At 60.1% G+C, this 13,937-nt stretch carries 8 protein-coding genes and 2 pseudogenes; 5 read left to right on the top strand and 5 right to left on the bottom strand.

Annotated features, from left to right (window positions below; translation table 11 throughout):
• The coding region (locus F6X39_RS36420) for a hypothetical protein (RefSeq protein ID WP_222945409.1) at nt 1–233 on the top strand (233 nt) is incomplete at its 5' end.
• Between the two features lie 1,020 nt (nt 234–1,253).
• On the opposite strand, the gene F6X39_RS35100 is transcribed toward F6X39_RS36420, so the two are convergent.
• A complete protein-coding gene (locus F6X39_RS35100; protein ID WP_187619998.1) occupies nt 1,254–3,158 on the bottom strand; it encodes an alpha-L-arabinofuranosidase C-terminal domain-containing protein in 1,905 nt (634 codons plus the stop codon).
• Nucleotides 3,159–3,906: 748 nt separating this feature from the next.
• Here F6X39_RS35100 and F6X39_RS35095 point away from each other — a divergent pair.
• The 4 genes and pseudogenes from F6X39_RS35095 to F6X39_RS35080 all read left to right on the top strand — a co-directional run bounded on the left by F6X39_RS35095 (nt 3,907) and on the right by F6X39_RS35080 (nt 8,066).
• Nucleotides 3,907–4,927 (top strand): annotated as a pseudogene (locus F6X39_RS35095) (IS110 family transposase).
• Nucleotides 4,928–6,133: 1,206 nt separating this feature from the next.
• On the top strand, nt 6,134–6,598 hold the full coding sequence (locus F6X39_RS35090) for a hypothetical protein (protein WP_187619997.1): 465 nt from the start codon (nt 6,134–6,136) through the stop codon (nt 6,596–6,598).
• A gap of 9 nt (nt 6,599–6,607) precedes the next feature.
• Complete coding sequence (locus F6X39_RS35085) at nt 6,608–7,300, top strand: P-loop NTPase (protein WP_187619996.1); 693 nt, start codon at nt 6,608–6,610, stop codon at nt 7,298–7,300.
• Nucleotides 7,293–8,066, top strand: a complete 774-nt coding sequence (locus F6X39_RS35080) for a hypothetical protein (protein WP_187619995.1) — start codon at nt 7,293–7,295, stop codon at nt 8,064–8,066. Before F6X39_RS35085 ends, F6X39_RS35080 begins: the two co-directional genes overlap by 8 nt.
• Here F6X39_RS35080 and F6X39_RS35075 read toward each other — a convergent pair.
• From F6X39_RS35075 to F6X39_RS35060, 4 genes and pseudogenes are all read right to left on the bottom strand, one after another.
• The gene (locus tag F6X39_RS35075; protein ID WP_187619994.1) at nt 7,967–8,212 is read right to left on the bottom strand and encodes a hypothetical protein; all 246 of its coding nucleotides are present in this window, start codon (nt 8,210–8,212) and stop codon (nt 7,967–7,969) included. The two genes, F6X39_RS35080 and F6X39_RS35075, sit on opposite strands and share 100 nt — an antisense overlap.
• Before the next feature lie 85 nt (nt 8,213–8,297).
• Nucleotides 8,298–10,538, bottom strand: a pseudogene (locus F6X39_RS35070) (ParB/RepB/Spo0J family partition protein).
• Between the two features lie 132 nt (nt 10,539–10,670).
• Nucleotides 10,671–11,504, bottom strand: coding sequence for a DUF932 domain-containing protein (locus tag F6X39_RS35065; RefSeq protein WP_187619993.1), 834 nt, complete (start codon nt 11,502–11,504; stop codon nt 10,671–10,673).
• Nucleotides 11,505–12,509: 1,005 nt separating this feature from the next.
• Nucleotides 12,510–13,679, bottom strand: a complete 1,170-nt coding sequence (locus F6X39_RS35060) for an IS91 family transposase (protein WP_187619992.1) — start codon at nt 13,677–13,679, stop codon at nt 12,510–12,512.
• Nucleotides 13,680–13,937: the final 258 nt, after the last annotated feature.

The following is a 13,937-nucleotide window of genomic DNA, read 5'->3' as shown; positions in this document are numbered from 1 at the left end:
GCGAGCAGGGAGCCTCGTTTGCGCGTCCAATTCACCGAGTTGAGCATCGATTCGCTTCGTCATCCGGAAAATTCGACGGCATCTCGTCTGCAACTTGGGCAGTTGGTCCATTGATCAGCGCTTCCCTGGATGAACCGATCGCCAGGACGCGGCACAAATGCATGCATGTAACCCACGCGGGAGCATTGCAGCGTGACTTATCCGTTCATCGCTTCTGGCGTATTTTTGTGTAGTCGGTAGCGCGTTGCTTGGCCTGTATCTGCGCAGGGTGTTGCCCGAGCCCCATCTCAGCGAAGAATCGAGTGGCGATCAAGCTCGCGATTGGACTCGTCGCGACTACTACGGCACTCGTTCGGATTGCTGATTTCTTCCGCCAAGGGGGCGTTCGATACCGTCGACAACGACCTCATCCACAATGCCGCTAACATCATCCGGCTCGACAGCGTGCTGGCGCATTACGGACCGCAGAGCCAGTAGCTGCGCGGTTCGCTTAAGCAGAACTACGGGTCGTGGATCAATCTGCTGGGTTCATCGGACGCAACGCGCGCGGCCCGGTCAAACAGACCGGAGATTGGCGCCCATCTCCAGTAAGTGGGAAAAGCCACTCCGGCTCGAGACAATTGCCTCAATCTGGACGCCTGCTTGCCGCGAGCGCGAATGCGGTCGCAGTTTTGTCATATGGTTGACGAAGCAGGAACCGACTAGTATGAAATTGGCCCTGTGGGAAGAGCAGCCAAAACCTAAGCATCGTCACTCATCCGCACAGGCTTTTCGCCTTATGCTCGGAGACGGATCATGAATGCCAGAATGCTTGTTCTCTCCCTTGGAATAGTGTCGGCAGCAGCCATACAGCCCGCATCCGCTCAATCAGAAGCGCAAACGCGCATTACGTCGACTGCGCGATGTGACTCTGTGAGCTTCGCCACCGGGACTTCCGAAAATCGCGCTGTCTGTCGACGCGTGTACTCGCACCAGATGCGCAGAAACGGGGATCAGCTGCCGCAGTGGGCCGTCAATTACGAATGGTAGTTAGCGGACGTAAGCGCAGCCGGTCTGGCACCCGTCTACCGATGGTCAGGAGGCATCTGTCAGCAGAAGCAACTCAAGATGAACTTGAGCTCGCCGCCTGTTTGGCACATATCAGGTGCTGTCGCGCGTTGCGATTTGTTCCGCAATCGCGACAGCACCTTTCAAGCTTTTTGTCGGTTGCGCCTATGGAGACGCGGGTGCGAACACGACGCTTCCCTTGCGTATTAGTGCGGCGAGAAATGGATGGCCGTGATCGAATGCGCTGGGAATGTCCACTGAAAGCTCGAACCATCAACATTGGCGACCTGATCCACCAACTGTACGGTGGTCGGCGCAGACGGCGAGTTTTCGTCCGTGATGGAAGGGGAGGCAAGCGTTTCCACCGTGGCCGTTGAAACGTAAGTGAGGTTGTTCGGCTGAACGGTGGCCGTCACCGCATTCTCGGGGTCCTGGTTAGTGACGATCAGATAGCCATTGCCGGAGGCGTCACGCGAAGCGATTGGGACGAGCGAGCTAAGGACGTGGCCGCTCGTGAGCGTGCGCGTTGGATTGTTCGTCACCTGGCTCTTCATGAGAGTCGGCCCACTGTAATTCTTGAAGAGCTTTATTGCCAGGGCTGACGGAGTGGCGATCGTCTGCGGGCCGGGGCCGCCAAACAGCACGTTGTCGGGGAAACTCACGCCCGTGTTGACCGGTGACGTACTGAACGTATAGTCCGTGAGGCAATGGCGCTCGGCCGCAGGCACGCTGTTACTCATCCACGCAGTCAGGGCGAGTCCTTGGAAAACGGCCTCGCCCATCGAGCGCAGAAAATGCGGTGCAAAAGTTGGACTCGCACCGTTCATCCCATACTCGCTGATCAGGATGTCGATGTTAGGTGCATTGCTTCCGGCCGTGTTGTTGATGTTCGTTCGCATCTGCTTAACGTTGTAAGAGAGCTGCGACATCCCGAGCATGCTTTCGCCGAAGAAATCATCGATGTTGGCTGTTGTGGTAGGGGTTTGGGCGTACTCGTGCATGACTGCACAGTCATACGGGTTGGTCGGCCCGAGGATGTTGGGTACGCCGGTCGACGCGCACACCTTGACCGCCGGGTTTGCCGCCTTGATCGCCGTATAAAACGCGTTAAAGCCCTCGTGTACGCCGGACTGATATGTCTCGGTGATTTTCTTTCCGCTCGCCGGAATCGCACCGTGCACGCTGTCGCCGAAGGTAATTGCGCCGGATACCGGATCGAACGCGTACACCTGATCGCTGGGCCCCGCCGTGGACAAACTTGCTACAGCGGTCCATGCCGTTCCTGCTACGAAGACCGTTTGCGAACTCGGCACAACTGGCGGATACATGGTGTAAAACGTCTGATTTTGCGCGCCGGTGCTGAGAGAGGCGGACGATTGCCAACTGTCAGGCGCGACAACCTGTGAATTGGAAAAGCTGGTGGTACCTCCATACGAGTATAGGCAGGGTACCTTGCTCGACGAACACGAAGAGTTGACGGTAACGGCCGTACCACCCATCCAGTAGTACTCGCCACCAATATCCATCTCGTTGCCCACCTCGACATACGTGATGTTGTAGGGTGCGGTGTGACCGTTCGCGGCGCGCATCGCCGCCCAGTCGACGCCGTCCACGATGCCAGCACCCTGCGGCGCTGTCATGTAGGCGACAAAGTGCGCTGCGTCAGCCGCCGTTGACGTCGCGAAGTTGACTAAAAGGTTACCGGTCGCGCCAGTCTGGTCCAGCAGATTGCCGAACTCGTCGGGGCCGAAGGTGCTTTGAAGTGGAATCGGGTAAGCCTGATTGCCGTTGACCTGGTTCTTGCGCTGCGCTTGTGGGCCAATGGCGTTGCTCCAGCGATACGTATTGGCCATGGTGCCGCCCGGAAAGCGCAGCATGGTAATGCCGACGCTTTGTATCTGCGAGACAAGCGTCGCATAGGTAATGCCGGTCGCCGGGTCCGCGCTGCCGCTGGCGTTGACGCCGTAACGGTGGTTTGCACCAAACAGATTTGGATAGACGGTACCCGGCGACGCCGCACCAGCATCGAAACTGATAGTGGGTTGTGTTTGCGCATATGCACTTGTTGCGATCGTAAGGCATCCGCAGAGTGCCAACTTTCGAAGTTTCATCTTGCATTACCTTTTTCTGGTTGACGATACATTCCACCCGAAACCGCGCAGTACGAACGCAGTCACTGCAGTAATTGGGATTACCAAACATAAAAATTAACCGGAGTACTACTCTTTTGCTTGTTGGCTCTTCCAATGCTCAGTCTATTGTTTGCTGCGGTTGGCTGAGAACGTCGGCGCGCGGCGCTGCCTCACGTCTTGAATATACCTGCGGCGGTAGCGCTGTTTTGATCATATATGGCGCTTTTCATGATCATTAATCTATACAGTGCCATGAATATGATCAATATAGGGCAAATACCGAGATCGGAGACAGCTCGGTTGGATGCGCTCGATAGCACGCTGAGCCGAACGGGGCTCGCGCAGCCTTTGCAGTGGTTGAGGTTGTTCGTCAATCCGAAGTCGCACGGCGAATTGACGTTTGAAAGCCTTTCATCGGCGTCGTCGGGAACTCGTCATGCATTCATCTGCCCTCTATGTTTCTGACCTATGAGTAATTGATGTTCGCAGGTGGGTCGATCATCCTGGGATGTCTGTCTGAGAGGCGGCAGGAGACTTGCAACGTTCGGACGGCGCTTGTGGGCATTGGTCGGACCGACAGTTCAATTCGTATTGCTATGTCTTTGAATGAAATGAACGCCCCCACCCGGTCGGTCCGTGTGTGCGATCCACTGCTATGCGGCACTTTCTGTCAACTCGAGAAGTGATTGATCATACTCATCTGTTCAACCGAACCAAGGGATCTGTCATGGCATATATGATCGTGGGCGTGGACATCGCAAAGAACGTAATGCAGGTTCACTGGGTGGATCCGGATAGCGGCGAAATCGTGAACCGGCCGATCAAGCGAGCGGCGTTTCTCGAATACTTTGCCAATCGCAAACCGTGCCTCGTCGGCATGGAGTCGTGCAACGGATCACAGCATTGGGCCCGACGGTTGATCGAAATGGGGCACCGGGTAAAGCTGATGCCGGCGAAGTTCGTCAAGGCGTTCAACATCCGCAACAAGAACGATGCGGCCGACGCGCGGGCAATCTGGATGGCCACCCAGATGGATTGCAAGGAAGTTGCCGTAAAAAGCGAAGCGCAGCAGGCCATCCTTGCACTGCATCGTATGCGTCAACAACTGGTGAAGTTTCGCATGATGCAAACCAATAGTCTTCGCGGATTGCTCAGCGAGTACGGCGAGGTGATGGGAGTAGGGAGGGCGGCGCTGGACAAGGCAATGGTCGGAGTTTCTGGAAAGATTGTCAGGACGCTTGCCTGCGATACTGATCGATACGCTGCGAGAGCAATGGAAAGGTCTGGATGACGTGGACCGTCAGATCGGCCAGATCGAGCGCCGGATGCGGGAGTGGATGAAAGGTGATCAGGCGGTCAAGGCAATCGCAGCAATCCCAGGCGTAGGGCTGCTTACCGCAACAGCTGCCGTGGCAACGATGGGGCATGCCAAAGCCTTCAAATCTGGCCGTGAGTTTGCGGCCTGGCTAGGACTTGTGCCGGGACAGACGGGTTCCGGCGGCACCATCAAGTTACAGGGAATTAGTAAGCGAGGTGACACGTATCTCCGAACTTTGCTGGTTCACGGCGCGCGGAGCATCATCTATCGCGCGAAAGAGCCAGGTCTCTGGGTCCAACAGATGAAACAGCGGCGCCCATTGAATGTCGTCATCGTCGCAATGGCTAACAAGCTTGCCCGAATAATCTGGGCGGTGCTGGCGCATCAACAGCCCTACCGGAAGGATTACGTCAGCCCCAGGCCAGCCTGATTTCATCGGTTTGCCGGAGAGGTTCTTGTTTCAAGGGATGGAACGTCAAAAGTTGCGGCGGCATTCGAGTGTAATGACAAATCGGGCGGGACCCGGGATTCACCAAACCTGCTTTTATGTCTGAGCTTCACAAGCTCGCGATTTGAATGAGGCGTGAGTCAGCGGATTTCATAGGGGCCGGCAGCGAAGCGGAAGCTGCAAAGAGGCCGGATGTAGAGCTGCAGCCCATCCTATTCGTCAAGACCTCGAACATCTGGCGCAAACGGGGGCGTTCATGTAGACATAAAAGAAATGAGCAAAATTTTGACATGTCAGGGCTTTATAGAAATGTCGTGTTCTGTGTAGGCCCGGTGTTGGACATCCAGTTCAGTGCGTCGGCGACGAATACGACGCGTACGACTACGATGACGATGCGGAGGCAGCGCGGACGACCCTCTGGAATTCAAGCGTTGACCCCCCGGGCGCCCAAAGCCGGCGCAAGCCTATCCTGCCTTACCTCGTTTCAATGTCCGTTTTTATCTCCCGGCTAAGCGCTTTCAGCGAGGTTAGCCGGGAATTTCCGTAAGGCGGCCAGATGCGTCCGCGGGATGCACCCCATGAATCCGCTGTTCTTCCTTTGCTCGACCGCACACCGTATCTCATGGTGCGGGATGTCGATTGAACGAGTCTGCATACTGGGCAGGCGGATTTCTGCGTTGTGATCCGGTCCACTGCCGCTACCTGAATGTCAGATGTCTGCGAGGACCGCGGCTGGAGTCGGTAATCGCACGCGCTGAATCGGCAACGTCGATTCAGCTTCGGGCGACTGTTGATCTCCTAAAATCTCGCCGGTCTTTCCCAAACATATGCAGGCAGGGCTATCGGGAGTTCGTAGAGTAAGGGATATAGTCTGCGAGACTATCGTGTCTCTATCGGCTCGCAGTTCCATTGTGTGAATCCTGATGGCCAGAACGATTCAGCCCGTTGCCTGTGATCGTTCTGCGCCTGCGCCGTCGTGAAGTTTGCCCGGAATCCCTTCGCTACGTCTTTCCGGACATCGGCCCGGTCCGTTGCTCGTGCCAGACGTGTCCAAAATATTTCTTTTATTCCAACGCGATCCGTCTGATTCCATGACGTTCCGATAGCGAAAATCCGGCCAAAAACAGGTGTTGACGAGGTCTTCCCGAGTGAACAAGATGGGATAAAGAGAGCACGACGGAGCGAGCCATGCCAGTTGCGAAAAGCTATACCCGGGCGCAATGGGATGAGCTTGTCCGCACTCTGGAATCACTGCCGGTCAAGCCAGAGGCCGAGCAGCGCGTCTCTATTACCGATGCGATGAAAGAGATGCGTCTGATAATCGGTGCGGTGAGGAAGAAGGGATATACGCTGGAAGAAATCGTTGAACATGCACGGAAGAAGGGCGTTGATTTTAGCGTTGGCTCTGTCAAGTACGCGTTATACCCATCGAAGAAAGACAAACCAGCTCGACAGTCTGCAAAGGAATCGGCACGAGACAATGCCGCGCCATCGCCTCGTACGAAGAAGGTAAGCAAGGACGATGTACCGCGCGCGGAGGCTCTCAGAGAAAATCAAAAGCAGGATGCGGGAGAGATTGTCAGTAGGCCGGGAAGCATGGTGATGCGTGACGCGTTCTCATTCGAGATCAGGCCTGACACCGAGAACCTTTAGAGGATTCAAATGGACATGACGACTTACCCCATCTATCTCGTTGGTGGCAGCAAGGGCGGCGTAGGCAAGAGTTTTGTTGCGCTCGCGCTGGCCGATTATCTGCTACGGCGGGATATTCATGTGGCGCTTGTGGAAACGGATACCTCCAACCCGGACGTGATGAAAGCAGTCCAGGATGATATGCGCTGCATTGCCTATAACCTGGACGATGCAGACGGCTGGATCAGCCTTGTCAATTTCTGCGACGAGCAACGAGACGCAGCGATCGTTGTCAACACGGCGGCGCGGAGCCAGACGGGTGTTGAGCAGTTCGGGGCGACACTGGCCGGCGCGCTTGGCGAGCTTCGGCGCCGGCTTGTTGTCCTGTGGATGATCAACCGGCAACGCGACAGCCTTGAATTGCTGAGCGCTTTCAACGAGACGTTCCCGGACGCGGTGATGAACGTCGTACGCAATGGCTACTTCGGTCCGGCGGACAAGTTCACGCTGTATCAGGGGTCGCAGCTTCGCCGTTCCATCGAATCGCGGGGTCACTCACTGGATTTTCCTGATCTTGCGGATCGGGTCGCGGACGAGCGTCGCAGTCAGCGCATGTCGATTCGCAAGGCAGCGGCGACGATGCATATCGGTGAACGGGTCGAGCTATTGCGTTGGCGTTCGTTGTGCGATGCCATGTTCGCCAAGGTAACGGTCGATGGATAGCAGGCAGGGCAGGCCGGTGGACGAGCTCGCCTGTCTGTTTCTCGACATCACGGGCGAATTGCCCGACGATGCCAGTGTGCTGCGAATGCGTCGGGTATCGAGTGCGCTCAACCTCCGCGACAACGATGCGCTGTGGTCTGTGCTGGTCATGCTCGAGCACTACGGGCGACTCTACGAGGCCATGCCGGAGCGCATCCGGCAGGCAGGCGCGGGCAGTCTGCATGTCGTGCGGACGGAGGCGCGGGCAGCGACGGATGCGTTGATGACGCAGCATCGTGACGCGCTCGCGCGCTGCAAGGCCACGATTGAACTGGCCGGGCAGATGATCGATGAACATGAGGCGCGCTACCGGGCCGCGCTTGCGGCGCTGAACGATGAGGCGCTGGCTACACTCACGCAGCGGGCGGCGAATCACATTGCCCGCGTTGCCGGTAACCGGCTCGTGGGGGCGACGGCTGTCGCCGTACGTGACCAACAGAAACGGATCGACACGACGCTCACGTCATTCGAGCGCGTCGCCCTGCGGCGGCTCGTGCGGGCGTGCTATGGGCTGGTCGTCGGCGGACTGATTGTGATGCTGCTGGCCGCGGGTGCAGGCGGGCTGGCCGGATGGTGGGCTGGCGTCCATTGGGTGCGGGCAGACGGCTCGCCGTCTGCCCGCACGGGTTATACCTCGTCGGTGTCACCCTCCATGAATTCAGCGGCGTGGCGGAGCACGTCTGCAGCCGCGTCGTTCTGGTCGAAGGCGATCATCGGTGCCCGGTAGCCTTCATCTTCGGCGCGGGCAAGGGCCATGTCGTAGTGCTTGCCTTCGTTGTATTGCAGATCGGTGGCTTCAACGAAAGTCAGGGAGAGGTCGGGCGAGCCTTCGGCATTGATGGTGAGCACGGCCATGCGGATGCGGTTGGTCATGATGTGTTCCACCGGTTCAAGTCTGGCAGGCGGCGCATTCGGGCTTGCCGCCTGCCTCGTCCCGTTGCCGGGGCGAAGGGTGGGATCACGCTACGAGGGGGCCGGATCGCGCGCTGTTCATGCTGTCCGAAGTCGGGTACGGCCACGACGTCAGCGGGCTACTGGCGACAGGGGCGGCTTCTGCGTCGGCGGGCGTATCGTTGACGTCTTCCGTGCCGTTACCGGCATCCGGCTCAGCATCGACGTCTTCGTCTTCCGGTGTGTCGTCCGCGCCGTTGCCGGTATCGCCCGCATCGGCGCCGGCTTCATCCTCGTCGTCACGGTTTTCCCGTGACGGCGTGGCCGGGGCTTCGCGATCGGTGAGTATTTCCGGGAGCCATGCCACCTTTGCGAGCCGAAGCTCGGCGGCGGCTGCCGCGTCGGTCTTCTTCATCTTGTTGAGGTCGGTGGCGGCTTTCGGTGACACGGCAGCGGAGACAACGTCCGCGATGCGTGCCTTGCTGACGTGATCGAAGTACGTCGCACGCGTCGGCGTCCAGTACCGGGTCATGTCGAGGCTCAGCGCACCCGCAAGCGTGTTGATCGCATGCGGTTTTTCCTCGCCCGCGATGCCGTCGAGCAGGGTGCCGGTGCAGAATGCAAGCAGGTCGAGCAGCGTCGTGACGAGGTCCTGTTCGATCAGCCACGGCAGCAGGTCCGCTCGTCTGGCAGGCAGTTCATCGATCCAGCGCGTCCGCTGCGTCTCGATGGCGTTCCACGCGGGGCTGGCGGGCAGGTCGTCGGCCGCGCGCAGCAGACTGTCGTGGTTGTTCTCGCCGGACAGTGTGAGATAGCTGCGCGCAGACGTGTGCCCGAAGTGCTCGGGCAGTGCCTTCGGGGTCAGGTAGTGCAGCAGGGCGACGAGCGCCATGGCGGGCTGGGCGACCAGTTCCGCGTGGACGGCAGCGGTACGGTGTGCCGTGAGCCGCTGGCAGAGCTTCGCGCTGTGGACGGGTTTGATCTTCGGAGCCTTGGTGGACGGCGCGTCCGGGCCTTCGGCTGCGGCGATGCCGGTGACGGTTGCCCCTGCCGCGTCCAGTGCCGCGCTGTTCTCGCGCCGCACGAGGCCGCGCTCGATGACGAACTCACCCTGCGGCCCGACAATCACGAATGCGCCCGTCTCGGCCATCTGATGCGTGTCCCATGCGAGCGCTCGGTTTTCGAGTGCGATGAGCATCGCATTGACCCGCTCAATTTCGTCGTTGAGCCGGTCGGCTTCCTCATAGGCGCTTTCGTCGTCCTCCGCCAGTGCTTCGATTTTTTCGGCGAGTTCATCCTGCTGCGCGGTGAGGGCGTCCATTTCGCGCTGCTCGTCCTCGGTGTATGGGCGCTGCACCGGGCGCAACCTGCCGTGGCGGTTCAGTTCGACAAAATCGCGTTCGATGCGCGTTTCCGTCCAGCCCCATCCCTCGGCCCGCACTTCGGCGGCAGCAGCGTCGAGCTTCTGCGCGACGAGCTTCTGCAGCAGTTCGGCGTCGGCGATGTAGCCCGAGTTTTCGTCGTCGCTGAACAGATCGCGGCGAATGTAGCCGCCCGCTGCTTCATAGGCGGCGAGGCCGACGAATCGGACGAGGCGGCTGCGGCTCGCATCGATTTCGGCGCGCGTGATCGCCTGTCGCAGGTAGTTCGGCTGGCGCTGCCACTCGTTCGCGTCGGACCAGATGTGTTCCTGCGTTTCGTGGTCGTCTGCGAGGGCGAGTGCGGCAAGCTGTTCGAGCGTGATCGCGTCCTCGCGCAGCTTGGCGAGCAGCTTGAGCGATACGTTGGCGAGCTTCATGCGCCGCTTGACCGTGAGCGGCGAGGCGGAAAAAAGCGCCGCGATGTAATCGACGCTACGCCCTTCCTCGGCCAGCATCCGGTATGCGCGCAGCACGTCGAACGGGTCGAGTGCTTCGCGTTCGCTGTTCTCGATCAGCGAAATGGCGAGGGCTTCGCCTTCGCTGACGATTCGCACCGGCACCGGATAGTCGGCCACGATATGCTTCTGTTCGAACAGCAGGTCGAGCGCGGCTTCCCGGCGCTGGCCCGCGCAGTCGCCATACCGGCGCTGCTTGTCACGCGATCGCTTCATGTCGTGGACGACGAGGTTTTGCAGCAGGCCCCTCGCCCGGATGTTGGCGGCGAGCGCCGGGATCCCCGACAGCGGTTTCGTGCGGGCGTTGAGCGGTGAGGGCCGCAGGCTGGAATACGGCACGGTGACGAGCGGCTATTCGTCGCCGAAGTTGGTTTCGAGCGGCGAGACGGCTTCGTCGGTGTTCGCCTTGACGGTTTCGACTTGAGCTTGCATGACTGACTCCAGAAAAATAAAAAGGAAGGTTCCGGGTCGGGTGCTGTCCGATTCCACCAGGACGTGACCCGGATAGGAGTTCTGATGGAATGTGACGGAGCGAGGGGGGGGACGCTCCCGCCCCTGCGGCGCTTATTCCTTCATCTGGCGCATGGCGTCAGCGAGCATCCACAGCGCACGGTTGAGCTTCACGTTCTGGTCGATGCCGGTGATGGGGCGCGTGGACATGGCGCGCCCGCTGCGAGAGCGCCCGTGCAGGCCGCCTTTGGTGAGGTTTTCCTGCACCCGGTTAAAGACCGTCCAGAGATCGTCGTGGCGATCTTCGAAACGGCGCGGCACCAGTAGCTGACTTTCGGTGACCGGGGCGGCTGCCTCGGCGTCGGTCGGGTCGTAGCGCAGGGCGAGGGCGGAGCGGGCGAACGCATGCTGTTCGTCGAGGTTCAGTTCGACGGCTCGCATACCTTCCTTCTGCTCGCGGATCAGGTCGAAGCCGTCGAGAACGTCAAACGCGCCGTTAATCACGTTCTGTACGACGTTGCCTTTATGCGGTACGCGAATATCGGCGATGTTGTCGCCCGCGACCATGCCGTTCCGACAGACAAAGCGGAACGTGCCTGCGAGCATCTGGTAGCTGCTGGTGCCGTCATGAGAATTCAGCAGCACGATCTCATCGGCTTCCTCTCCAGTGATCTGATCAGCATGGCGAAGCCGCAGCATGTGCTTCGTGAATTCGCGCTTGCCCTGATCGCGCACGCGGGTCTGGCAGATCATGAACGGTTGGAAGCCTTCGTTCCGAAGACCGCGCAGGACGTCGATGGTCGGAATATAGGTATAACGTTCCGAACGGCTTTCGTGCTTGCCAGCAGCGAAGATGGACGGGGCGACGCGCCGGATCTGATCGTCTGAAAGCGGCGAGTCAGCGCGCAGCATCGGGGAGCCGTAGTGGAAAGAGGAAGCGAGTTGCATGGCAGTCTCCACAGTCAAGGTTGAGGACCTGAACCGGGCGATGGAGTGTGGTTTGCCGTTGCGGCTGGACACTTTCCGGTGGAACTCGGAGTTGGCTTTGCTGCCGCCTGGCTCCCTGGTTCCCGCCCGTGCGACTCGAGGAGCCGATAGCGGGCGGGCGTCAAGGAAAAAGGCGAGGGAGGGGTGCGGGCAACACGGTCCCTCGCCCCTTGATGCGTGGCCGCTATCGGCTACGGTCGCGGGTCAAGGGCGGGGAGCTGGGAGTCGGGTGCATGCCGTGCCTCGGGTTGACCGGGCAGGGTTTGGCGCAGGACCCGCGGCGATGTGATTGATCGTGATACCGAAATAGACAGTGGGGTATGGCTGTGCCGCGGCTTGGTGACCGAGACGGGATTGAACGAGGCACGCGGCCCGGTTCATACTGCGACAGCTCGCTGTCTTCAATCATCCCTGCAGTCCATCTGCCGTCGTTAGGGGCGCCGCGGGTTCTGCGGCTGTTCAACCACGACTAGCGGCCATTCACCGACGCGAGGCTGAATACAGCTTCTCGGCCTGAGCCGTCATTCGAGCATCGGTGCCGGTCAGGCGGGTATGGGGCGCTTTCCTGTCATTCACAGGTCGGTGGTCGCGAATGACTCGTCCCACGGAAAGCGAACGAGTACTTGTGTTAAGCGTTGTTCGACGTCTGCCCATGTCTGCGGACGCGTGACTCCGCAGCGGCGTATGTGGGCAGGCGTTGGACAACGCTCGAGGGAGGAAACCGCGGAGTGTACCGACGCGGCTATGGGGATTGAAGTGATCGCGCGGCCCGGTTGATCACACGTTGATGAGCTGAAGCCGGGGCTGGCTTGATGCCGTTGTAATAGCGATGCTGTCGCACAGCGCCTCTGTCGGGATTCTCAACAGGCGGCAACCTTTGCCGGGTGAGATGCACACGAGCGTCTCCTGTTGGCGCTCGTTGCCGAAGAGCCGACAGTCGGACTGATGATGCCTGGTCATTCTGGTTCACGCCTTACCTCGGGAGCCAGGTGGCGCGCGAATCGGGTGGCTGCGCAGCAGGATATCGAGGACGACCATCGGCGCGCCGCAGTGCCGGCAGACGAATGGCGGTGCCGTTGTGTGGGCTGACGCGTCGTCACTGGCGGCAGTGGTTGCCGGAGCGCGCAGCAACGCGCGTATCGTCGCGAGGCTCTGCCGCCGCACCGGGTTGGCGAGCAGACCGTAATGGCGGATGCGGTGGAAGCCTTCGGGCAGCACATGCAGCAGGAAGCGCCGCATGAACTCCTGAGGCGCGAGCGTCATCGTCTTGTGGCGTGTACGACCGCTGGCCCGATAGTCCTTCCAGCGGAAGGTCACGCCGCGCTCGTCGAGCGCGATGAGTCGCTGGTTGGAGATGGCCACGCGATGCGTATAGCGCGACAGATACGCAAGCACAGCTTCTGGTCCTGCGAACGGCCGCTTCGCATATACGACCCATTCGCATGCGCGCAGCGGCGCGAGCCACCGCGCGAAGGCAGCGGGATCGGCAAGTGCGGCGTGATCACCGAAGAACCGCAGCTTGCCCTGGCGATACGCGTGGGTGAGCTCTTCCAGGAAACGGCGCCGGAACAGCCGCGAGAGCACGCGTACTGGCAGGAAGAAGCCGGGCCGGCATGCGACCCACCGCTCACCATTACGCGCGAGGCCTCCACCGGGAACGATGCCGTGCACGTGAGGATGGTGCGTGAGCGCAGAACCCCACGTATGCAGCACCAGGGTCGCGCCAATCTGCGCGCCCAGATGCTTTGGATCGGCAGCGATCGTGCGCAGGGTTTCGGCGGCAACGTCGAACAGCAGCCCGTAGATGATCGACTTGTTACACCAGGCGATCGCGCTGATCGCCGCAGGTAGTGTGAAGACGACGTGGTAGTACTCGACCGGCAGCAGATCGGCCTGACGTGCCTCGAGCCACCGGTGTGCGGCGCTTGCCTGGCACTTGGGGCAATGGCGGTTACGGCAGGAGTTGTAGGCAACCTCGATCTGATCGCAGCCGGAACAGCGCAACACATGTCCTCCCAGCGCCGCGCTGCGGCACTGTTCAATCGCCGACATGACCTTCAGCTGTCCCAGGCTCAGCAGTACGGTCTGTCGCCACGCAGACCCATGGGCGCGGAAGATGTCCGCGACTTCGGGCACGGCGGTGGGCCGCCGTTCAGCCGTTGCTGTTCAGCTTCTCCAGCGGACTGATCACTTCGCGCAGCAGGTCGGTCGCGACCTGCGCATAGAGCGCGGTTGTCTCCAGCCTATTGACTGCAGTCAATAGGCTGGACTATCTCCCGCGCGGAACTATGTCCGGTGCTCACTGAGAACCCCTGTCCCGCGTGGCTTTCCCGCATCGACGCTAGACATTGGCATTCTCCCTTTGCAGGCACTTTCGCCTGATAGGAGAAGACC

The sequence above is a fragment of the Paraburkholderia sp. UCT2 genome, assembly GCF_014397665.1.
In the GTDB taxonomy this organism is placed as follows: Bacteria; Pseudomonadota; Gammaproteobacteria; order Burkholderiales; family Burkholderiaceae; genus Paraburkholderia; species Paraburkholderia tuberum.
This window is presented reverse-complemented; position numbering and strand designations above follow the sequence as displayed.

Coding starts and splice junctions, on each gene's coding strand:
- F6X39_RS35085 (WP_187619996.1), top strand. CDS start 6,608: ATGGACATGACGACTTACCCCATCTATCTCGTTGGTGGCAGCAAGGGC.
- F6X39_RS35100 (WP_187619998.1), bottom strand. CDS start 3,158: ATGAAACTTCGAAAGTTGGCACTCTGCGGATGCCTTACGATCGCAACA.
- F6X39_RS35090 (WP_187619997.1), top strand. CDS start 6,134: ATGCCAGTTGCGAAAAGCTATACCCGGGCGCAATGGGATGAGCTTGTC.
- F6X39_RS35080 (WP_187619995.1), top strand. CDS start 7,293: ATGGATAGCAGGCAGGGCAGGCCGGTGGACGAGCTCGCCTGTCTGTTT.
- F6X39_RS35065 (WP_187619993.1), bottom strand. CDS start 11,504: ATGCAACTCGCTTCCTCTTTCCACTACGGCTCCCCGATGCTGCGCGCT.
- F6X39_RS35075 (WP_187619994.1), bottom strand. CDS start 8,212: ATGACCAACCGCATCCGCATGGCCGTGCTCACCATCAATGCCGAAGGC.